The organism is Phaeobacter sp. HF9A (assembly GCF_011806385.1).
Classification (GTDB): domain Bacteria; phylum Pseudomonadota; class Alphaproteobacteria; order Rhodobacterales; family Rhodobacteraceae; genus Epibacterium.
In genome coordinates this window covers 1-18628 of record NZ_JAATOX010000081.1, presented here as the reverse complement: position 1 = coordinate 18628, position 18628 = coordinate 1, and the positions used below count along the sequence as shown (strand labels likewise).

At 62.9% G+C, this 18628-nt stretch carries 16 protein-coding genes; 7 read left to right on the top strand and 9 right to left on the bottom strand.

The features are described from left to right. Positions 1-233: hypothetical protein (locus HCZ87_RS20885; protein ID WP_217701966.1), on the bottom strand; the 233-nt coding region annotated here is incomplete at its 3' end. A 177-nt stretch (positions 234-410) separates the two neighbouring features. Here HCZ87_RS20885 and HCZ87_RS14150 point away from each other — a divergent pair. The 4 genes from HCZ87_RS14150 to HCZ87_RS14135 all read left to right on the top strand — a co-directional run bounded on the left by HCZ87_RS14150 (position 411) and on the right by HCZ87_RS14135 (position 8105). Further along, complete coding sequence (locus HCZ87_RS14150) at positions 411-1859, top strand: TrkH family potassium uptake protein (RefSeq protein WP_167644606.1); 1449 nt, start codon at positions 411-413, stop codon at positions 1857-1859. A 137-nt stretch (positions 1860-1996) separates the two neighbouring features. Then, on the top strand, positions 1997-3235 hold the full coding sequence (locus HCZ87_RS14145) for an aspartate kinase (protein WP_167644604.1): 1239 nt from the start codon (positions 1997-1999) through the stop codon (positions 3233-3235). Between the two features lie 350 nt (positions 3236-3585). Continuing rightward, the gene (ptsP, locus tag HCZ87_RS14140; RefSeq protein WP_167644602.1) at positions 3586-5826 is read left to right on the top strand and encodes a phosphoenolpyruvate--protein phosphotransferase; all 2241 of its coding nucleotides are present in this window, start codon (positions 3586-3588) and stop codon (positions 5824-5826) included. 575 nt (positions 5827-6401) lie between these two features. Next, positions 6402-8105, top strand: coding sequence for a thiamine pyrophosphate-binding protein (locus tag HCZ87_RS14135; RefSeq protein ID WP_167644600.1), 1704 nt, complete (start codon positions 6402-6404; stop codon positions 8103-8105). Positions 8106-8188: 83 nt separating this feature from the next. Here the strand turns inward: HCZ87_RS14135 and HCZ87_RS14130 are convergent, their stop codons facing one another. The 6 genes from HCZ87_RS14130 to cobA form a co-directional block, all read right to left on the bottom strand. Then, entirely contained in the window at positions 8189-9046 is an 858-nt protein-coding gene (locus tag HCZ87_RS14130) for a ferredoxin--NADP reductase (protein WP_167644598.1), read from the bottom strand. A gap of 133 nt (positions 9047-9179) precedes the next feature. Continuing rightward, a complete protein-coding gene (locus HCZ87_RS14125; RefSeq protein WP_167644596.1) occupies positions 9180-9584 on the bottom strand; it encodes a DUF934 domain-containing protein in 405 nt (134 codons plus the stop codon). Position 9585: 1 nt separating this feature from the next. Next, complete coding sequence (locus HCZ87_RS14120) at positions 9586-10362, bottom strand: phosphoadenylyl-sulfate reductase (protein WP_167644594.1); 777 nt, start codon at positions 10360-10362, stop codon at positions 9586-9588. A 3-nt stretch (positions 10363-10365) separates the two neighbouring features. Further along, on the bottom strand, positions 10366-12033 hold the full coding sequence (locus tag HCZ87_RS14115) for a nitrite/sulfite reductase (RefSeq protein WP_167644592.1): 1668 nt from the start codon (positions 12031-12033) through the stop codon (positions 10366-10368). Further along, positions 12026-12346 carry a DUF2849 domain-containing protein gene (locus tag HCZ87_RS14110; protein ID WP_167644590.1) on the bottom strand — a complete coding sequence of 107 codons (321 nt, stop codon included), beginning with the start codon at positions 12344-12346 and terminating at the stop codon, positions 12026-12028. The genes HCZ87_RS14115 and HCZ87_RS14110 overlap by 8 nt, the downstream gene beginning before the upstream one ends. After that, positions 12346-13092 carry a uroporphyrinogen-III C-methyltransferase gene (gene cobA / locus HCZ87_RS14105; protein WP_167644588.1) on the bottom strand — a complete coding sequence of 249 codons (747 nt, stop codon included), beginning with the start codon at positions 13090-13092 and terminating at the stop codon, positions 12346-12348. Before cobA ends, HCZ87_RS14110 begins: the two co-directional genes overlap by 1 nt. Positions 13093-13301: 209 nt before the next feature. On the opposite strand from cobA, the gene HCZ87_RS14100 reads away from it, so the two are divergent. Continuing rightward, entirely contained in the window at positions 13302-13781 is a 480-nt protein-coding gene (locus tag HCZ87_RS14100; RefSeq protein ID WP_167644586.1) for an Lrp/AsnC family transcriptional regulator, read from the top strand. Between the two features lie 142 nt (positions 13782-13923). Here HCZ87_RS14100 and HCZ87_RS14095 read toward each other — a convergent pair whose 3' ends face one another. After that, positions 13924-14670, bottom strand: coding sequence for an ABC transporter substrate-binding protein (locus HCZ87_RS14095; protein ID WP_167644584.1), 747 nt, complete (start codon positions 14668-14670; stop codon positions 13924-13926). Between the two features lie 390 nt (positions 14671-15060). Next, positions 15061-16245 carry a cytochrome P450 gene (locus tag HCZ87_RS14090; protein ID WP_167644582.1) on the bottom strand — a complete coding sequence of 395 codons (1185 nt, stop codon included), beginning with the start codon at positions 16243-16245 and terminating at the stop codon, positions 15061-15063. A gap of 61 nt (positions 16246-16306) precedes the next feature. Between HCZ87_RS14090 and HCZ87_RS14085 the strand changes: the two genes are divergently transcribed. Both HCZ87_RS14085 and HCZ87_RS14080 read left to right on the top strand, forming a co-directional pair. Further along, positions 16307-18058 carry an ATP-binding protein gene (locus HCZ87_RS14085; RefSeq protein WP_167644580.1) on the top strand — a complete coding sequence of 584 codons (1752 nt, stop codon included), beginning with the start codon at positions 16307-16309 and terminating at the stop codon, positions 18056-18058. Beyond that, on the top strand, positions 18055-18628 hold a 574-nt coding region (locus tag HCZ87_RS14080), incomplete at its 3' end, for a sigma-54-dependent Fis family transcriptional regulator (protein WP_167644578.1). The genes HCZ87_RS14085 and HCZ87_RS14080, both read left to right, overlap by 4 nt.

Below are 18628 nucleotides of genomic sequence, written 5' to 3'. Positions count from 1 at the left end.
GCAGCCACGCCGACGGCGAAGACGGCGGAGGCCGCAACACCGGCTGCGCCACAGTCACAAGGAAAGGCGGCTGCTACCGCTGCGCCGAAAGCGGCCAGCGCAGCGGCAAAACCGGCACCTGCGGCGAAACAGGCACCTGCGGCAAAACCGGCCCCCGTTGCGAAAGCGGCCAGCGTGGCGGCGAAACCCGCGCCGGAGAAGCCGGTCACAAAGGCCGCCGAAGCGCCTGGCAAGGATCAGACCAGCGCGGCGCAAACCCGGCCGCGCAGCCCGGCCACGCCGCCGGCGATGCCGGAACGGGCGGCCGCGACCCCCTCGAGCAAGACAACTGGCAAAACCGTGGCGCCCAAGCGCGAGACGTGAGCGCTTTGACTTGACAGTTTGGGCGCGGCGCGCCAACGCTGCGCCTCATGTTGGATCTGCGCCCGGTTGGATATGTCATTGGCCTGCTCGTCTGTATTTTGGGCGGGATGATGGTGTTTCCGCTCTTTCTTGACCTCTACGATGGTCGGGGAGAGTGGCCCGTTTTTATGGAAAGCGCGCTCTTTTGCCTGCTGGCGGGGGGGCTTCTGGCGCTCAGCTGTGCCAATGGCGTCGGGCGGGGGCTGAGCATTCGCCAGACCTTTTTGCTGACCACGCTGGTCTGGGTGGCGCTGCCCTTCTTTGGGGCGATCCCCCTGATGCTGGGCGCCACCGAGCTGAGCTTTACCGATGCGTTTTTCGAGGCGATGTCGGGGCTGACCACGACCGGATCGACGGTGATTTCCGGCCTTGATACCCTGCCGCGTGGCCTGCTGCTGTGGCGGGCTATTCTGCAATGGCTGGGCGGGATCGGGATCATTGTGGTGGCGATGGTGTTCCTGCCCGAGCTGCGGGTCGGGGGGATGCAGATCTTCAAGTCGGAAGCCTTTGAAACCATGGGGAAAATCCTGCCTCGCGCGCAGGAAATCGCCAAGCAGATCTCGGTCATTTACCTGGTGCTGACGCTGATCTGCGCGCTGGTGTTCACGGTGCTGGGGCTGGAGCCCTTTGATGCGGTTGTGCATGCGATGACGACCATGTCCACGGGCGGTTTTTCCAATTATGATGCCTCCTTCGGGACGTTTTCGGGGCCGCCGGAATATGCGGCTTCGCTGTTCATGATCCTGGCAGCGCTGCCGTTTGTGCGCTACGTTCAGATGGTCAACGGCAAGGTGACGCCGTTTTTCCGCGACACCCAGATCCAGACCTTTCTGGCCACCATCCTGGTGCTGGTTCTGGTGACCTCTGTGGTCTTGGTGTCGATCTTTCCGCACCATCCCGAACAGGCGGTGCGCGAGGCGCTGTTCAATATTGTCTCGATCATGTCGGGCACCGGCTTTGCCAGCGTGGACTACATGGAATGGGGCAGCTTTCTGATCATGGTATTCTTCTTCATCGGCCTGATCGGCGGCTGTGCGGGCTCCACCGCCTGTTCGGTGAAGATCTTTCGCTATCAGCTGCTGTTTGCCTCGATCCGGGCGCAGGTGCAGCGCATTCGCTCGCCGAACGGGGTGTTTATTCCCCGCTATGACGGCCGCCCGGTGACGCCCGACGTGCTGAGCTCGGTGATTTCGTTTTTTATGTTCTTTGTGATCACCATGGGGATTGTCGCCTGGGCGCTGGCGCTGACGGGGCTGGATTTTATCACCGCCATTTCCGGGGCGGCGACGGCGGTGGCCAATATTGGCCCTGGTCTGGGCGATACCATCGGTCCGGCGGGGAATTTTGCGCCGCTCAATGACACGGCGAAATGGATTCTGGCGATTGCGATGCTGATCGGGCGGCTGGAGCTTCTGTCGGTCTATGCGATCCTGACGGTTCGTTTCTGGCGGAGTTGAGGTCGCGCCTGGGCCTGTCCTTGCGCAAATCGCGACAGTCTGGACATTAAGCATCGCGCGCTCTTGCTCTTGGCGAGGGGCTCGCCTAAGAACGCGCGAACCTTTAACCCCGCAAGCGGAGGGAGACACAGAGCCCCATGCCCCTACTTGTGATGAAATTCGGCGGCACATCCGTCGCCAACCTGGACCGCATCCGCCGCGCCGCCAAACGTGTCGGCGTGGAAGTGGCCAAGGGTTATGACGTCATCGTCATCGTGTCGGCCATGTCCGGTAAGACCAACGAGCTGGTTGGTTGGGTCAATGAGACCTCGCCGCTGTATGATGCGCGCGAATATGACGCGGTGGTCTCCTCCGGCGAGAATGTCACCGCCGGCCTGATGGCGCTGACGCTTCAGGAAATGGACGTGCCGGCGCGCAGCTGGCAGGGCTGGCAGGTGCCGCTGAAGACCACCTCGGCGCATAGCCAGGCGCGGATCGAGGAAATCGGCACCGACAACATCAATGCCAAATTCGGCGAAGGTATGCGTGTCGCCGTGGTTGCGGGCTTTCAGGGCATCAGCCCCGAGGGGCGCATCACCACGCTGGGCCGGGGCGGGTCGGACACCACCGCCGTGGCCTTTGCCGCCGCCTTTGGCGCCGAGCGCTGCGACATCTACACCGATGTGGACGGGGTCTATACCACCGATCCGCGCATCTGTGACAAGGCGCGCAAGCTCGACAAGATCGCGTTTGAGGAAATGCTGGAGCTGGCATCGCTGGGTGCCAAGGTGCTGCAAACGCGATCGGTTGAGCTGGCCATGCGCTACAAGGTGAAACTGCGCGTGCTGTCGAGTTTTGAAGAACAATCCGACGAGGCCGGAACCCTGGTCTGCGACGAGGAGGAAATCATGGAATCCAATGTTGTAAACGGCGTTGCCTACTCCCGCGACGAAGCCAAGCTGACCTGCCTGTCGGTGGCCGACCGCCCGGGCATCGCGGCGACCATCTTTGGCTGCCTGTCGGATGCGGGCGTCAATGTGGACATGATCGTGCAGAACATCTCTGAGGATGGGCGCACGGATATGACCTTCTCCTGCCCCACCGATCAGGTGAAGCGCGCCGAAGTGGCGCTGAACGGTTTCAAGGAAAAGGGCGAGCTGAACTATGCCGAGCTGGTGGCGGATACCACCGTGGCCAAGATCTCGGTCGTGGGCATCGGCATGCGCTCGCAGTCCGGCGTGGCGGCCAAGATGTTCAAGGTGCTGTCGGATGAGGGCATCAACATCAAGGTGATCACCACCTCGGAGATCAAGATTTCGGTTCTGGTGGATCGCAAATATATGGAGCTCGCGGTGCAGGCGCTGCATGACGCCTTTGACCTTGATAAGGCGAGCTGATCCCGCTGAAGGGTGAACAGGATGAAACGCCGGGGCCTGGGCTCCGGCGTTTGTCGTTTTGCGATAGCCTAACTGCACGCTGTGGTTGTGGGCGCGGTCGGCTGTTTTGCCGCTGGCGAGGTGACTATTTCGCAGGCCCTGGGCCGCTGACCCCGGGGGAGGGCATTGAAATTGCCGCAAAACCTCTTGCCAGCGCGGGGTGCAGCGGACACATTGCCTTGGACTTCGGGTCCTGACGTGCGAGAGTCGGTGCGGAGGAGCATTATCCGATTGAGACTTCAGGACAAAGCCGAACGCGCAGAAATGGGCGTCCGGTTGAGGTCGGGTGAACAAGCCGGGAAAGGGCGGGCATGGTAGAGAACACGGAATCCGAGAGTCGGAGGCTTCTGGTTCGGCTACGGGAGGCCATGGCGAGCGATGGCGCCGGACAGGAGCGGCTCGATAAGATCACCCAGTTGATTGCCGATAGCATGGGCACCGAGGTGTGCTCGATCTATCTGTTTCGCGACGAGGAAACGCTGGAGCTCTGCGCGACGGAGGGGTTGCATCGGGAATCTGTTCACAAGACCCGCATGCGCGTCGGCGAGGGGCTGGTGGGCCGGGTGGCGCGTACTGGCAAGGTGATCAACACCTCTGACGCGCCAAGCGCGCGCGGCTTTCGCTATATGCCGGAAACCGGCGAGGAGCGCTTTACCTCCTTCCTTGGTATTCCGGTACAGCGCCTGGGCGAGATGATGGGCGTTCTGGTGGTGCAGTCCAAGGAGACCCGCGAATATTCCTCTGATGCGGTCTATGCGCTGGAGGTGGTGGCCATGGTCATCGCCGAGATGACCGAGCTGGGCGCCTTTGTGGGCGAGGGTTCTGCCATGTCGCCGCTGCACCAGCAATCGGTGCTGCTCAAGGGGATCACCGCGCAGGAGGGCGCCGCCGAGGGCCATATCTGGCTGCACGAGCCGCGCGTGGTGGTGACCAACCCGATCGCCGATGACCCCCACCGCGAGCTGGAGCGGCTGCAAGAGGCAGTGGACGAGCTGCGCGTGGGCGTGGACAATATGTTGCAGGTCAATGGCACCGGCAATAAGGAACAGGCGCAAGTTCTTGAAACCTATCGCATGTTTGCCAACTCCAAGGGCTGGATGCGGCGCATGGAGGAAGACATCGCCCGTGGCCTCAGCGCCGAGGCGGCGGTGGAGAAGGAGCAATCCCTTGCGCGGGGCCGCATGGCGCAGGTGCAGGATGCTTATCTGCGCGAACGGTTGAGCGATCTGGACGACCTGTCGAACCGGCTGCTGCGGATCCTGACCGGGCAGGGGCGCGATACCGGCGCCGAGCTGCCCGAGGACCCGATCCTGGTGGCGCGCAATATCGGCCCGGCGGAGCTGCTGGAATATGGACGCAAGCTGAAGGGGATCATCCTTGAGGAAGGCTCTGTTGGCTCGCATGCGGCGATTGTCGCGCGGGCGCTGGCGATCCCGCTGGTGGTGCGGGTCGGGCGGATCACCACCGAGGGGCTGAACGGCGACCATGTGCTGGTGGACGGCGATCAGGCGGTGGTGCATCTGCGCCCCGACGAGCCGGTCGCCACCGCCTTCCGCGACAAGATCGCCATGCAGGCGCAGGCGCAGGAACGTTATGCTTCCATACGTGAGAAACCCGCCGTAACCCGCGATGAACAAAAAATTAATCTGATGATGAACGCCGGGCTGATGGCGGATCTGCCGTCGCTTCAGAACTCCGGTGCCGAGGGGGTTGGGCTGTTTCGTACAGAGCTGCAATTCCTGGTGCGCAACAAGATGCCGAAACGCTCGGAGCTGGTGGAAAGCTACAAGCAGGTGTTGCAGGCGGCGCAGGGCAAGCGGGTGGTATTCCGCACCCTGGATATCGGTTCCGACAAGGTGCTGCCCTATATGAAGCCCACCGACGAGCCCAACCCGGCCCTGGGCTGGCGGGCGATCCGGGTCGGGCTCGACAAGCCCGGGGTGATGCGGATGCAGTTGCAGGCGCTGATCCGGGCGGCCAATGGCGGGCCGCTGACGGTCATGTTCCCCTTTGTCGCGCAGTTCGAGGAATACCGTCAGGCCCGCGCCGAGGTCGACAAGACCCTGGAGCGCGAGCGTCGCCTGGGCCATGCCTTGCCCTCGCATCTGGAAATCGGGGCGATGCTGGAAACGCCCTCGCTCGGTTTTGCGCCGCTCAAGTTCTTTGAAGAAGTCGATTTTCTGTCGATCGGCGGCAATGATCTGAAGCAGTTCTTCTTTGCCGCGGACCGCGAAAACGAACGGGTGCGCAAACGCTATGACACGCTGAACGTCAGCTTTCTGAGCTTTATCGAACGTATCGTCGAACGCTGCGATATCTCTGGCACACCGCTGAGTTTCTGCGGCGAGGATGCCGGGCGGCCGATCGAGGCGGTTTGCCTTGCGGCCATGGGCATTCGCATCCTCTCCATGCGTCCGGCGTCGATCGGGCCGGTAAAGTCGCTGATGATGCGGGTCGATCTGGGCGAGATGCGCAAGATTATCGCCGATGCGCGCCATCGCGGCGACCAGACGGTCCGGCCTGCGGTGATGCAATATCTGCGAGAGCTCTAGGCTCAGCCGCCACTACGCCTGCATGTTCACCGGCTCCTGTACTGGGGGCCGGTGTTTGTTGTTTTTGCCAGCCGATCTGTGGGATTTTTGGGGCTGAATGGGTGATGTTTGGGCGTTGGGCGCTTACATTTTTCAACTATTTTGCGCAAAAAGTCCCAGCATGATCCAAAATTGTTTAAAATTATCAATAATTGATCCTATTTTCAACGCTGCCCGCTGATGACAGCGCGAGGCTGCTGTTTGCCCTGATGTCGGCGGGGGCGGTGCAAAAGGGGGGGCTGTTTTCCCAAGGCACAATGCAGGCAGAGTGCCAGCGCAGCAACCGCAGAGCACGGCGATGGTTATCCACAGATACTATTGCGCTCAACAGGCTGAGTTTGCGGCATCCCGGGTGATTTATCCACAGGCCTGCCGCAGGATATGCACAGGCTGGGGATGCAATCTGTCGCCGATCTTGGTGAGGATGCGTCGAAATGACTGAGGGGCCGTTAATCTGGCGGTTTCCCCGCGACAAACCCTAGGCGAAGGTGCAGCAATTGCTAAGATCGCGGCACTTTAGGGAGGACGGCGCAGACATGGCCAATGACACAGGACTCACACCTCGGCGCAGCGGCGGCAGGATCCTTGCGGATCAGCTTCGGCTGTTGGGGGCGGACACGATCTATTGCGTGCCGGGAGAGAGCTATCTGGAGCTGCTGGACGGGCTTCATGCGCATCAGGACGACATTCGGGTGATCACCTGCCGCCACGAATCCGGTGCGGCGAATATGGCCGATGCCTATGGCAAGCTGACCGGACGGCCGGGGATCTGCGCGGTGACGCGGGGGCCGGGGGCGACCAATGCGTCCAACGGGGTGCATACGGCGTTTCAGGACTCCACGCCGATGATCCTGCTGATCGGCCAGGTGGGGCGCGGCATGGTGGATCGCGAGGCGTTTCAGGAGATCGACTATCGCCGCATGTTTGGCGAGATGGCGAAATGGGTGGCGCAGATTGATGACGCGGCGCGGATCCCGGAGTATATGGCGCGGGCCTGGAAAGTTGCGCAATCGGGCCGCCCCGGGCCGGTGGTGCTGGCGCTGCCGGAGGATATGCTGACTGATGTGGTCGCGGTGCCCGATCTGCGCCCGACGCCCTGCGCGAAATCGGCGCCGCTGGCGCGCGACATTGCGCAGCTGCAAGAGCTGATCGCCAAATCCGAACGCCCGATGCTGATGGTGGGCGGCCCCGCCTGGAGCGCGGACTGCGCGCAAAAGGCGCTGACCTTTGCCGAGCGGCTGGGCCTGCCTGTCACCACGTCCTTTCGCAGTCAGGACTATGTGGACAACGGCCATGACAATTACGTCGGCCCGGTGGGCATCGGCCCAATTCCTAACCTGCGCAAGCGGTTGCGCGAGGATGTTGATCTGCTGATCACGGTGGGCCCGCGACTGGGCGAGATGACCACGCAGGGCTATGAGCTGATCGACATTCCGCATCCGCAGATGACATTTGTGCATGTTCATCCCGGCGCGGAGGAGCTTGGTCAAGTCTATCAGCCGGATCTCGCGATCCAATGCGACCCGGAAGAATTCTTTGACGCGGCAGAGACGATCACGGTGCCGGAGGGGCCCTATATCTGGGCTGACTGGCTGCGCCAGCAGCGGCAGGATTACCTGGCCTTCCAGACCCCGACAGAGGTGCCCGGCGACGTCAATATGGCCCAGGTGGTGCTGCATATGAGCCGCACATTGCCGCGCGATACCATCTATACCAACGGGGCGGGCAATTACACGGTCTGGCTGCACCGTTTTCACCAGCACCGCGCCTATCGCACGCAGTTGGCGCCGACCAGCGGCTCCATGGGCTATGGCGTGCCTGCGGCGGTGGCGGCGAAGCTGCACCACCCCGAGCGCACAGTTGTGGCGATGGCGGGGGATGGCTGTTTCATGATGACCTCACAGGAGCTGGCCACGGCGGCGCAGCACGGCGCGGATGTGATCTATGTGGTGGTCAACAATGGCATGTATGGCACCATCCGCATGCATCAGGAACGCCACCACCCGGGCAAGGTGATCGCAACGCGGCTGGTGAACCCGGATTTTGTCGCCTATGCGGCGGCCTTTGGGATTGCCGGGGAGAGGGTGCTACGCACGGAGGATTTCCCGGCGGCGCTGGAACGTGCACAACGCAGCGCCGGCGGCTATCTGATTGAAATCGTGGTAGACCCCGAAGCGCTGACACCGGGGCAATCGCTCTCGGCTATTCGGGCCGAAGGGGAGGCCAGGCAGCCGGGCTGACCCGACGCTGAGCTGTCGTACAATAACAAAGGCGGGCCGTCCTATGGAGGGCCCGCCTTTGGTTTGACTTCAAGACCCCTGGATCAGTCCAGGAAGGCCTTTTCCACCACGAAATGCGCCGGCTTGGAGTTGGCGCCTTCCTCCAGGTGGTAGGTGTTTTCAAAGAGATCCTTGAGCTCCAGGTTGAAGGCCAGGTTGCCGCAGATCATCGCCCGGTCGCTCTCGGGGTTCAGCGGCGGCACGCCGAGATCGGCAAACGCCTCGCCGGAGCGCATCAGGTCGGTGATGCGGCCCATCTTGGCGCTCTCTTCGCGGGTGGTGGTGGGGTAGTATTTGATCTTCTTCCAGAAGCCCTCGCCGATCACCTCGTTCAGGAGCTCGTCGGTCTTCAGGCTCTCGATCAGCTCAGCTCCATAGGTCAGCTCATTTGCCTCGCGGCAGGTATGGGTGATGATGACCTCGTCGTAATCCTCATAGGTCTGCGGTTCGCGCAGCAGGCTTGCGAAGGGGGCAAAGCCGGTGCCGGTGGCAAAGAACCAGATGCGTTTGCCGGGCAGGAGCGCGTCATGCACCAGGGTGCCGACGGGTTTGGGGCGCAGGATGATCTCGTCGCCGACCTTGATGTGTTGCAGCTTCGAGGTCAGCGGGCCGTCCTGCACCTTGATGGAATAGAACTCCATTTCCTCGTCCCAGCTGGGCGAGGCGATGGAATAGGCGCGCAGCAGGGGTTTTTGCTTGCCAGTCTTGGGATCGGGATCGCCCATCAGGCCGATCATCACAAACTCGCCGGAGCGGAACCGCAGGGAAGCGGGCCGGGTGCAGCGGAAGGAAAACAGCCGGTCGGTCCAGTGTTTGACCTGCGTCACGGTCTGGGAATCGGGCAGGGTCGGGGTTGCCTTTGCAGGCGCGGCAGCATCGGTCACGGGTAGGGTCTCGTTCATCATGTCTCTGCCGGAAGGGGTAAACCGGCACCTCTGATTAATCTTTGATCCATGTCAGGGAAACCCCCAGAATGCCCGGCGTCCGAATGACGCGGGGGCAGAGGGGGCAGGCGGCCTGACGTCGGGGGCTGGCTTAGCGCGCGGCGTTGGACTGCGCGCGCAGGCGGGCCTGGTAGTTATGGCTTTGCCAGTTGGCGCGGAACTTCCATTCGGCCTCGGGCTGGCGGGTGGCGAGCTCGTCGGAGATTTCCACCTCGTCAAAGCCCACACGCCGCGCCATGGCGTATTGATCCGAGATCACATGGCCACGCGCGCGCAGACGGCCATCATAGCCCATCAGGCGCAGCATACGCGCGATGGTGAAACCGCGGCCATCGGCGAAGGAGGGGAAATCCACCCGGATCATCTCGACGCCGCCCAGCTGATCGGCCAGGCTTGCCGGGTCGGTGTCGGAGGCAAGATCGAGCACATTTGCGCCCTCAAACCCTTTGGTCCAGTCATCCTGGGCAAAGCCCGTATCGGTTACAATAACGCTCATCTCATTCCGCTCCTGTACGGACGAACTGGCCATCCACGATATGGATGCCGCATTCTTCCTTGTTCTGGTTGCGCCAGCGACCGGCGCGGGGGTCTTCGCCTTCCTTGACCGGGCTGGTGCAGGGCCAGCAACCGATCGAAGGATAGCCCTTGGCCACCAGCGGGTGACGGGGCAGGCGGTTTTCGGTCATATAGGCGCGCACGTCTTCCGGCGCCCAATGGGCCAGCGGGTTGATCTTCATGCGGCCTGTGGTGCCGTCCGGGCCGTCCTCAACCTCAAAGAAATCGAGCGCGGCGCGGGTGCCGGACTGAAACCGCTTGCGGCCGGTGATCCAGCCGTCATAGCCCGCCAGCGCCTTTTGCAGCGGCAGCGTCTTGCGCAGGTGGCAGCAGGCATCGGTATCCGAAAAGCGCAGCGCGCCGTAGGGGTCTTTCTCGGCGATATCGGCAGCCTTGATCACATGCACGTTTTTCAGCCCGAGCCGTTCGCTCACCTCCTGCTGGTAGACCAGCGTTTCGGTGAACAAGAGTTCAGTATCGACAAAGATCACCGGGGTCGCCGGGTCGATGATCGCGGCCATATGCAATAGCACCACCGATTCCGCCCCGAAGGAGGACACCAGGGCGATATTGCCAGCCTCGCGCAGGGCACCCTCCATCACGGAGGTGGCCGAGTGATGTTTATAGCGCGTGTTCAGCGCCTCCACTTTTTCGGCCAGAGCCACAGCGGCGGGATCCACCTCTGTGAACTCTGTTGGGGCCCGTTCGGGTAAGGTCATGGCTCAGGCCACCTTTTTCTCTGCCGCAGGGTAAAGCGCTGCCTTGAAGGGATCCATGCCGACACGGCGATAGGTCTCGATAAAGGTTTCCTCGGCGCTGTCGCGTTGCTCCAGATAGGCGGTGATGATGCGCTCCACCGCGGGCACGATCTCGTCATAGGCGAAACCGGGGCCGGTGCGGGTGCCGATCGCAGCCGTTTCGGTGGCGTCGCCGCCCAGGGTGATCTGGTAGTTTTCCACCCCTGCGCGATCCAGACCCAGGATGCCGATATGGCCGACGTGGTGGTGACCACAGGCGTTGATGCAGCCGGAGATCTTGATTTGCAGATGGCCCACGTCATGTTCCATCTTCAGATCGTCAAACCGGGTGGCAATCTCCTGCGCGACCGGGATCGAGCGGGCGGTGGCCAGCGCGCAGTAATCCATGCCGGGGCAGGCGATGATATCCGAGATCAGGCCGATATTGGCGGTGGCCAGATCGGCGGCCTTGAGGCGCGCATGGATCGCGGGCAGGTCGTTCTTGTGCACATGCGGCAGGATCACGTTTTGCTCATGGCTGATGCGCAGCTCGTTGTAGGCGTATTCCTCGGCAATCGCGGCCATTTCACGCATTTGCGCTGCTGTTGCGTCGCCCGGGGTGGCGCCATGTTTCTTGATCGAGATGGTGACGATGGCATGGCCCGGCGCCTTGTGGGCGGCGAGGTTGGTATCGGCCCAGGCGCGGAACACCGGATCAGAGCCATAAGCGGCGTCAAAGGCTTCGGTGCTGCCTGCGCGGAAGTCGGGCGCGGCGAAGTGGCGTTTGATGTCCTGAAACAGCGCCTGATCGGCCCCGCCAAAGGTCGGGCGTACCTGTTTGAAACGCTCTTCGGTCAGCTCGCGGATTTTCTCCAGACCCAGCTCATGCACGGTGATCTTGATGCGGGCCTTGTATTTGTTGTCGCGGCGACCAAGCTGGTTCCAGACCGAAATCACGCTCTCGATATAGGGCAGCAGGTCATCGGCGGCGACAAAGTCATTGAGCACCTTGCCGATCATCGGGGTGCGGCCAAGGCCGCCGCCGACCAGCACCTGATAGCCGATCTCGCCCGCGTCATTCCTGACGATCTTTACCGCGAGGTCATGCGCCTTCAGCACCGCGCGGTCATTGGCGGCGCCGGACACGGCGATCTTGAACTTGCGGCCCATGAACTGGAATTCCGGGTGGTCGGTGGACCACTGGCGGATCAGCTCGGCAATGGGGCGGGGATCTTCGATCTCGTCGGCGGCGGCACCTGCGAAATGGTCGGCGGTCACGTTGCGGATGGTGTTGCCGGAGGTCTGGATCGCGTGCAGGTTCACCTCGGCCAGCGCATCGAGCATATCCGGCACGTCTTTCAGCTTGGGCCAGTTGTACTGGATGTTCTGACGGGTGGTGAAATGGCCGTAGCCCTTGTCCCATTTCTCGGCGAGCAGAGCGAGCTGGCGCATTTGCGCGCCGCTCAGCGTGCCATAGGGGATCGCGACCCGCAGCATATAGGCGTGCAGTTGCAGATAGAGCCCGTTCATCAGGCGCAGCGGCTTGAACTCATCTTCGGTGAGCTGGCCGTCGATGCGGCGTTCCACCTGGGCCCGGAACTGGCGGTTGCGCTCTTCCCGGAATGCGGGGTCGAAGGCGTTGGATTTATACATCTTCCAGGGCCTCTTTGGTGTCGGCTTGCTTGCCGTGGGCATAGTTCGAGGGGCCTTTGCGGCGGAAGTCCTCGCGGAAATGGGTTGGTTCGGGGCCGTTCTCGCCCGCTTTGGCATCGGCAAGGTAAGCGCCGACGGCGATCTTTGCCTGGCTCTGCGCCTCCAGCAGGCGCAGCTGCGCCTCTGCCTCGTCCTGGATCAGCTCAGCTTCTGACAGCGAACGGGTCCAGTCGCCAGAGGCGGTCAGGTAGATCACATCGCCTTCGAGCAGATCGTTGGCGGTGACCACTTTGGGGGTAAAGGCACGGGCCATCAGGCAAGCTCCATTTTCAAGGTCGCGGGGGCAAGGCGCGGGGCCAGCCCAATAAAGGTGAGCGCCGGGCCGGTCAATCCGGCGGCGGCAAGATCGGCGGACAGCTGGCCGAGCGTGGTGGCCAGCACGTTCTGGTCCATGCGCGAGGCGTTTTCCACCAGCGTCACCGGCGTGGCCGGGTCGGCGCCATGCATCAACAGGCGGCCCTGCACAAAACGGGCGGATTTCTTGCCCATATAGACGGCTGCGACCTCGCCCCGGCGGGCGAGCTGCGTCCAGTCGTGATCGGCAAAGCCTTTCATGTCATGGCCGGTCAGGAAGCGCACCGAGGAATTGCGACCGCGCTGCGTCAGGCTCTGACCGATGGCGGCCACGGCGGCGGAGGCGGTGGTGATGCCGGGCAGGATCTGCGTGTCCACGCCAGCCGCTTCGCAGGCGCAGAGCTCCTCGTCGAGGCGGCCAAAGATGGTCGGGTCGCCGGATTTCAGGCGCAGCACCTTCAGGCCCCGTTGCGCATGGGCGACCAGCCGGTCGCAGATCTCCTGCTGCGCCATCGAGGGGCCGAAGCCTTCCTTGCCGACATCCTCCAGCGTCGCATTGGCATGGGCGAGGGCCATGATCTCGGCGCTGACGAGGCGGTCATAGAGGATCACATCCGCTTCTTGCAGCGCTTTCAGCACCTTGAGGGTCAGAAGGTCGGGATCCCCCGGGCCGGAGCCTGCAAAGGCCACAACGCCGGCGCACATCACCGACGACGCTCCCGGGAGGGGCGGCTGGGTTCTGCGGTTCTGGTTGTGGACGCTGGGCATCATCTGATCCGGTTTGGCTGTTTGACTTGATGTTAGATATAGGAAATATTCCCGTCTCAGCGCTATATGCGTGGGGAAATAAGGACAGGCGTTCAGCGCGATTTGGGCAGGAAGTCCGATTGTCCTGTGGTTGGGGGAATTTTGGAATGACAGTGCGGATCGACGCCACGGATCGGAAAATTCTGGCGGAACTGCAACGCGATGCGGGGCAATCGCTGGACGAAATCGCCAAACAGGTGGGCAGTTCCAAGACCCCGGTGTGGAATCGGATCCGCAAGCTGCGCGAGGCCGGGGTGGTGGGAAATCAGACCATGATCCTGGATGCCGAGGCGCTGGGGTTTGAGGCCTGTTTCTTTGTGCTGATCCGCACCTCGGAGCATGAGGCGAACTGGCAGGCGGCGTTTTTGCGGGCGCTGCAAGAACGCCCCGAGGTGCAGGAGGCGCATCGGCTGGCGGGCGATATCGACTATATTCTGAAGGTGCGGGTGAAGAACGCGCGCGCCTATGACAAATTCTATCAGGCGCTGATTTCCGAGGTGCGGGTGCATAATGTCACCGCGCTGTTGTCGATGGAGGAGATCAAATCCACCACCCATCTGCCATTGGATCAGATCCGGGTGGAGTGACGCCGCCACCGGCCAGAAAGGGGGCGCTGCCCCCTCGCGCCGCTGGCGCTCACCCCCTGGATATTTGAGGTTAGAAGAAACGGGCATGGAAAAGGCCGCGCGGTGGGGCGCGCGGCCTGATATGAGAGGCGTGAGGTGGGGATCAGAAGCTCAGGTAGCTGTCGAGGATCTTTTGATAGGTGCCGTCTTCGCGCATGGAATGCAGCGCGTCATTGGCTTTTTTGGCCTGGTCCTCGTCGGTGAAGCCGATGTAGTAATCGAGCGTGCCCGGGAAGATGGCGTGATAGGTGAAATCCGTTTCAAAATCGCCAAGTTCGCCGCTCTCGATGATCGTCTTGGTCAGCCAGCGGAAGATGTTCTTGTCGATGATGATGGCGTCGGAGCGGCCGGACAGGAAGACCTTGACCTGGGAGATCTGGCTGGAGGCCTCGCGGTATTTCGGGTTCTTGCTGGTCACGTCGGCAAATTCCTGGCCCAGGACCTCGGCGGCGTTGTTCCAGGCGATGGCGGCGACATCACCAAGGTCGGAGACCGAGTCGATGGTGTAATTGTCGCTGGTACGGGTGATCACGAAATTCTCGAACCCGCTGAAGGCATCGGTGTAATACATGCCGTCCTTGTCATTGGGCACGGTTACGCCTGCGTCGATATCGCCATTGACGTAGGAGAGGATCAGCCGCTTGTTGGCCATGCATTTCTCTTCGATGTCATAGCCTGCGCGTTTGAACAGCTCGCGCGCCAGGAGTACTTCGATGCCGTCGCTGCAATCACTTGAAACAAAAGGCGGTTTGTCCTGGCCGTAGCCGATCGACAGGGTCTCGGCGGCAGCCGGCAATGACAGCCCCAGCGCGGCGATACCAGCAATGGCGGACATAAATTTGGTTTTCATGAATGGTCTCCTCGTATCTTGTTCGACGGAGGCTAGGATTTGGGCCTGAACGAGAGGTTAAGAGCGTCTGGCAGGGAGCCGTCGCAGTGTCATCGCGCGGGGGGTGTTGCCTCGCGCGACGTGAGAGACGGCTCTTATCTGATTGTTTTAAAAAGCGATAATCTGGCGCTATTTGAATAAAATGCCGCTGTTTTTTTGCGGAGGTATGATGAAATTATGGGCGTGTGATGAAAAAATGATCTTTGATCGGGCCGGGCCGCGCGGGGAATAGGGCGCAGGCCGAGGCGGGCCGTGCCGTGGGCTGTGCCGTGGGCTGCGCCATGGACTGAGGGGGAGTCGGCGGCCCTGTTGCGCGGGCCGCCCCCCCCCCCGAGGGATCTTTGCAGGCGCCTAGAGGCGCACCATCAGCCGCGTCAGATTGTGGAAATGATAGCTGTTGGAATACTCCGGCGCGGCGGCGAGGCTCAGCTCCGGGCAGCGCTCAAACAGGATCGGCAGGGCGATCTGCATTTCCATCCGGGCCAGCGGTGCGCCGACGCAGAAATGCAGCCCGCCGCCGAAGCTCTTGTTGATCTTGGCCGGGCGGGTCGGGTCAAACTGATCGGCGCGTTCCAGCGCTTCTGGGTCGCGGTTGGCGGCGGCCAGCATCAGGGCGACCTGATCGCCGCGCTGGAAGCGGTGGCCGAAGACCTCGATCTCCTCATAGGCGTAGCGGGTGAACATATGCAGCGGCGGGTCATAGCGCAGGATTTCCTCGACCAGCTGCTCGATGCCCTCGGGCGCCAGCCACTCCGGCTGCCAGCCCTGTTCCAGCATGGTTTTGATCCCATTGCCCAGGGAATGCACCGTGGCCTCGTGCCCCGCATTCAGGAGCAGAATGCAGGTGCCGATCAGCTCGTCGGTGGAGAGGCTCTCGCCGTCTTCCTCGGCCTGGATGAGGCGGGTGATCAGATCCTCACCGGGGGTCTTGCGGCGCTCCTGCACATAGTCGGTCAGGAAGGCGATGAACTCTGCGCTGGCTTGCGCGGCGGCGTGTTCGGTCGCCTGGGTTTTGCTGGCCTGATACATCGCCACCATCTTGTGCGACCAGTCCAGCATCTGCGGCGCCATGTCCTCCGGCACGCCGAGGAGGCGGCAAATGGCGATCACCGGCACCTGGGTGCAGTAGGCGGGCAAGAGGTCAAAGGGCGCATCGGTGGGAAATGCGTCGATCAGCTCGTGGCAGAGGCGTTCGAGCCCCGGTGCCAGGGCCTTGATCTCGCGGCTGGTGAAGGCGCGCAGCACCAGTTTGCGAAGGCGGGTGTGGCGCGGCGGCTCGGCGTCCAGCAGCGAATGGGCCTCGACCTGGAGGAAGGGCGCCAGATGGGCGGGGCCTTCGCTGGCCAGCTCCGCCGGGATTTCGCGGCCAAAGCGGCGATCGCGCAGCAGCAGATGCACAGTGTCGTGGTCAAAGGCGGCGGCCATCTTGTAGTCTTGCCAATAGGCCAGCTTTCCGACCGCGCGCGCCGCGTCGTAAAACGGGTAGGGGTTCTGGACAAAGTCCGGCTCGGTCGGGGATTGGATAAGGGTCTTCATGAGAAGAGGTTTTTGCCGAGTCCGCTGGCCTTGGCAAGGGGGGCTTTGCTAGGGTGACGCGATGATAGATTCCCACCATCCCCGACTTGCGCTGGCCCTGGGGGTTTCCGTTGTGATGGCGCTGCTGTCCGCATTGGTCTGGACCTCCGGCTATCGCCAGGCGCTCACCGCCTTGGCGGAGCGCAGCGCGTCGGATCTGGCGCTGGCTTCGGACCGGGTCAGCACGCAATTGCAGATCTACCGCGAACAGGCGGTGCTGGTGGCCACCCATCCGGCGCTGCGGCGGCTGGATGAGCCGGTGGGGCGCAGCGCGGCGCAGGCGCTGCTGCGCGAGGTGGCGGACAAGACCGGCGCGCTGGATGTCTTTTATGCCGATACGCAGGGGCAGGTGCTGGCGGCTGCCGAGGGCGTGGCTGGCTCCAGCGTTGCGAGAAGCGACTATTTTCGCCGCGCCATGCAGGGGGCCATGGGCACCGAGGCGCGGGTGCTGGCGGGCAGTGATCGGCGCGCCTATTTCTTTGCCGCGCCGGATTTCGGTCCCGATGGGCGGGTGCGCGGTACCGTGGTTGTGGTCGCCGACATCAACCTGGTGGAGCAGACCTGGCGCGGCTCGCTGCCGGCGGTCTATTTCACCATTCAGGATGGGCAGGTCTTTATGTCGAACCATTCGGAGCTTCTGTTCTGGCAGCGCGAGCCCAACGGCCCGGGGCTGCGCTCGGCAGACGGGGTGGCGCAGCCGCTGCGGGTGCGTCACATCGGCGGCCATGAGATCTGGCAGCAACGCTGGAGCCCCTATCTGCCCACCCAGGCGCTGCATCTGGGCATCGCGCTGCCGGCGATCGGCATGCATGGCGAGATCCTCGTGGATGTCTCTCCGGCGCGCCGGTTGGCGGCCTTGCAGGCCCTGGCGATGGCGGCGCTCTGTCTGGCTTTCGGCACCATCCTGTTTCTAGTGGCCGAACGCCGCCGTACCCTGGCCGAGGCCAACGCGGTGCTGGAAAACCGGGTCTTGATGCGCACCAGGGCGCTGTCGGAGGCAAACCAGCAGCTGCGCCGCGAGGTGCGCGAGCGCGAGGAGGCCGAGGCTGCCCTGAAACGGGCGCAGGCGGATCTGGTGCAGGCTGACAAGCTCTCGGCGCTGGGGCAGATGTCGGCGGGGATCAGCCATGAGCTGAACCAGCCGCTGATGGCGATCCAGCAATTTGCCGAGAACGGTCAGGCCTTTCTGACGCGGGGCAAGGCGGAGCGCGCGGGCGAGAACCTCTCTCGTATTGCCCAGATGGCGGCGCGGATGGCGCGGATCATCAAGAACCTGCGCGCCTTTGCCCGCAACGAGAGCGAGCCGGTGGGGCGGGTGGATCTGGTGCAGGTGATCAATGCCGCGGTGGAGCTGACCGAAACGCGGCTGCGCGACTATGGCGTGACGCTGGACTGGCAGCCCGAGGCAAGCGGCGCGGTCTTTGCCCGGGGCGGCGAGGTGCGGTTGACGCAGGTCTTTGTGAACCTCATCAACAATGCCACGGATGCGATGATGGCGCAGCAGGAGCGGCGGATCATGATCGCAATCGACACGGGGCCACGGCTCTCGGTCACGGTGCGCGACATCGGCCCGGGACTTGAGCAGCCCGAAAAGGTCTTTGAGCCGTTTTATTCCACCAAGGCGGTTGGCAGCTCCGAGGGCATGGGGCTGGGGCTGTCCATTTCCTACGGTCTGGTGCAAAGCTTTGGCGGCAATATCCGGGGCAGCAATACCGAACAGGGCGCGCTGTTCACCGTCGAGCTGGACTATTGGAAAGAGGAAGACGCCGCATGATTGCTCCTGCCGTGCACAAGGTGCTGCTGGTTGACGACGATGCCGCGGTGCGCGAGGCGCTGGGCCAGACGCTGGAGCTCCATGAGCTGGAGGCGATCACGGCGGGGTCTTTTGTGGCGGCCAAGGATCACATCACGCCAGGCTTTCAGGGGGTGATCCTGTCGGATATGCGGATGCCGGGGCGCGACGGGTTTCATCTTCTCGACTATGCGCAGGGGGTGGACGGCGAGCTGCCGGTGGTGCTGCTGACCGGCGAGGGCGACATTCCCATGGCGGTCAAGGCGATGTCGGAGGGGGCTTTTGATTTTCTGGAAAAACCCTGTGATACCGCGACCCTGCTGGCGGTGCTTGAACGGGCGCTGAAGACCCGTGCGCTGGTGTTGGAGAACCGCCGCCTGCAAACCCAATTGGAAAGCGGCGATCCGGCGGCGCGGATGTTGTTTGGCTCCTCGCCCCAGGCGCAGGAGCTGCGGGCAAGGGTGCGCTCTGTGGCGCCCACCGGGGCGGAGGTGCTGGTCACCGGCCCTCCCGGCAGTGGTATTCCCAAGGTCGCAGAGGTGGTGCATCTGA

Excerpts from the sequence above, each read along its gene's own strand:
- ptsP (WP_167644602.1), top strand. The coding sequence starts at position 3,586 with ATGGTAGAGAACACGGAATCCGAGAGTCGGAGGCTTCTGGTTCGGCTA.
- HCZ87_RS14100 (WP_167644586.1), top strand. The coding sequence starts at position 13,302 with ATGACAGTGCGGATCGACGCCACGGATCGGAAAATTCTGGCGGAACTG.
- HCZ87_RS14150 (WP_167644606.1), top strand. The coding sequence starts at position 411 with ATGTTGGATCTGCGCCCGGTTGGATATGTCATTGGCCTGCTCGTCTGT.
- HCZ87_RS14145 (WP_167644604.1), top strand. The coding sequence starts at position 1,997 with ATGCCCCTACTTGTGATGAAATTCGGCGGCACATCCGTCGCCAACCTG.
- HCZ87_RS14125 (WP_167644596.1), bottom strand. The coding sequence starts at position 9,584 with ATGAGCGTTATTGTAACCGATACGGGCTTTGCCCAGGATGACTGGACC.
- HCZ87_RS14130 (WP_167644598.1), bottom strand. The coding sequence starts at position 9,046 with ATGAACGAGACCCTACCCGTGACCGATGCTGCCGCGCCTGCAAAGGCA.
- cobA (WP_167644588.1), bottom strand. The coding sequence starts at position 13,092 with ATGTGCGCCGGCGTTGTGGCCTTTGCAGGCTCCGGCCCGGGGGATCCC.
- HCZ87_RS14135 (WP_167644600.1), top strand. The coding sequence starts at position 6,402 with ATGGCCAATGACACAGGACTCACACCTCGGCGCAGCGGCGGCAGGATC.
- HCZ87_RS14110 (WP_167644590.1), bottom strand. The coding sequence starts at position 12,346 with ATGGCCCGTGCCTTTACCCCCAAAGTGGTCACCGCCAACGATCTGCTC.
- HCZ87_RS14085 (WP_167644580.1), top strand. The coding sequence starts at position 16,307 with ATGATAGATTCCCACCATCCCCGACTTGCGCTGGCCCTGGGGGTTTCC.
- HCZ87_RS14095 (WP_167644584.1), bottom strand. The coding sequence starts at position 14,670 with ATGAAAACCAAATTTATGTCCGCCATTGCTGGTATCGCCGCGCTGGGG.
- HCZ87_RS14120 (WP_167644594.1), bottom strand. The coding sequence starts at position 10,362 with ATGACCTTACCCGAACGGGCCCCAACAGAGTTCACAGAGGTGGATCCC.
- HCZ87_RS14115 (WP_167644592.1), bottom strand. The coding sequence starts at position 12,033 with ATGTATAAATCCAACGCCTTCGACCCCGCATTCCGGGAAGAGCGCAAC.
- HCZ87_RS14090 (WP_167644582.1), bottom strand. The coding sequence starts at position 16,245 with ATGAAGACCCTTATCCAATCCCCGACCGAGCCGGACTTTGTCCAGAAC.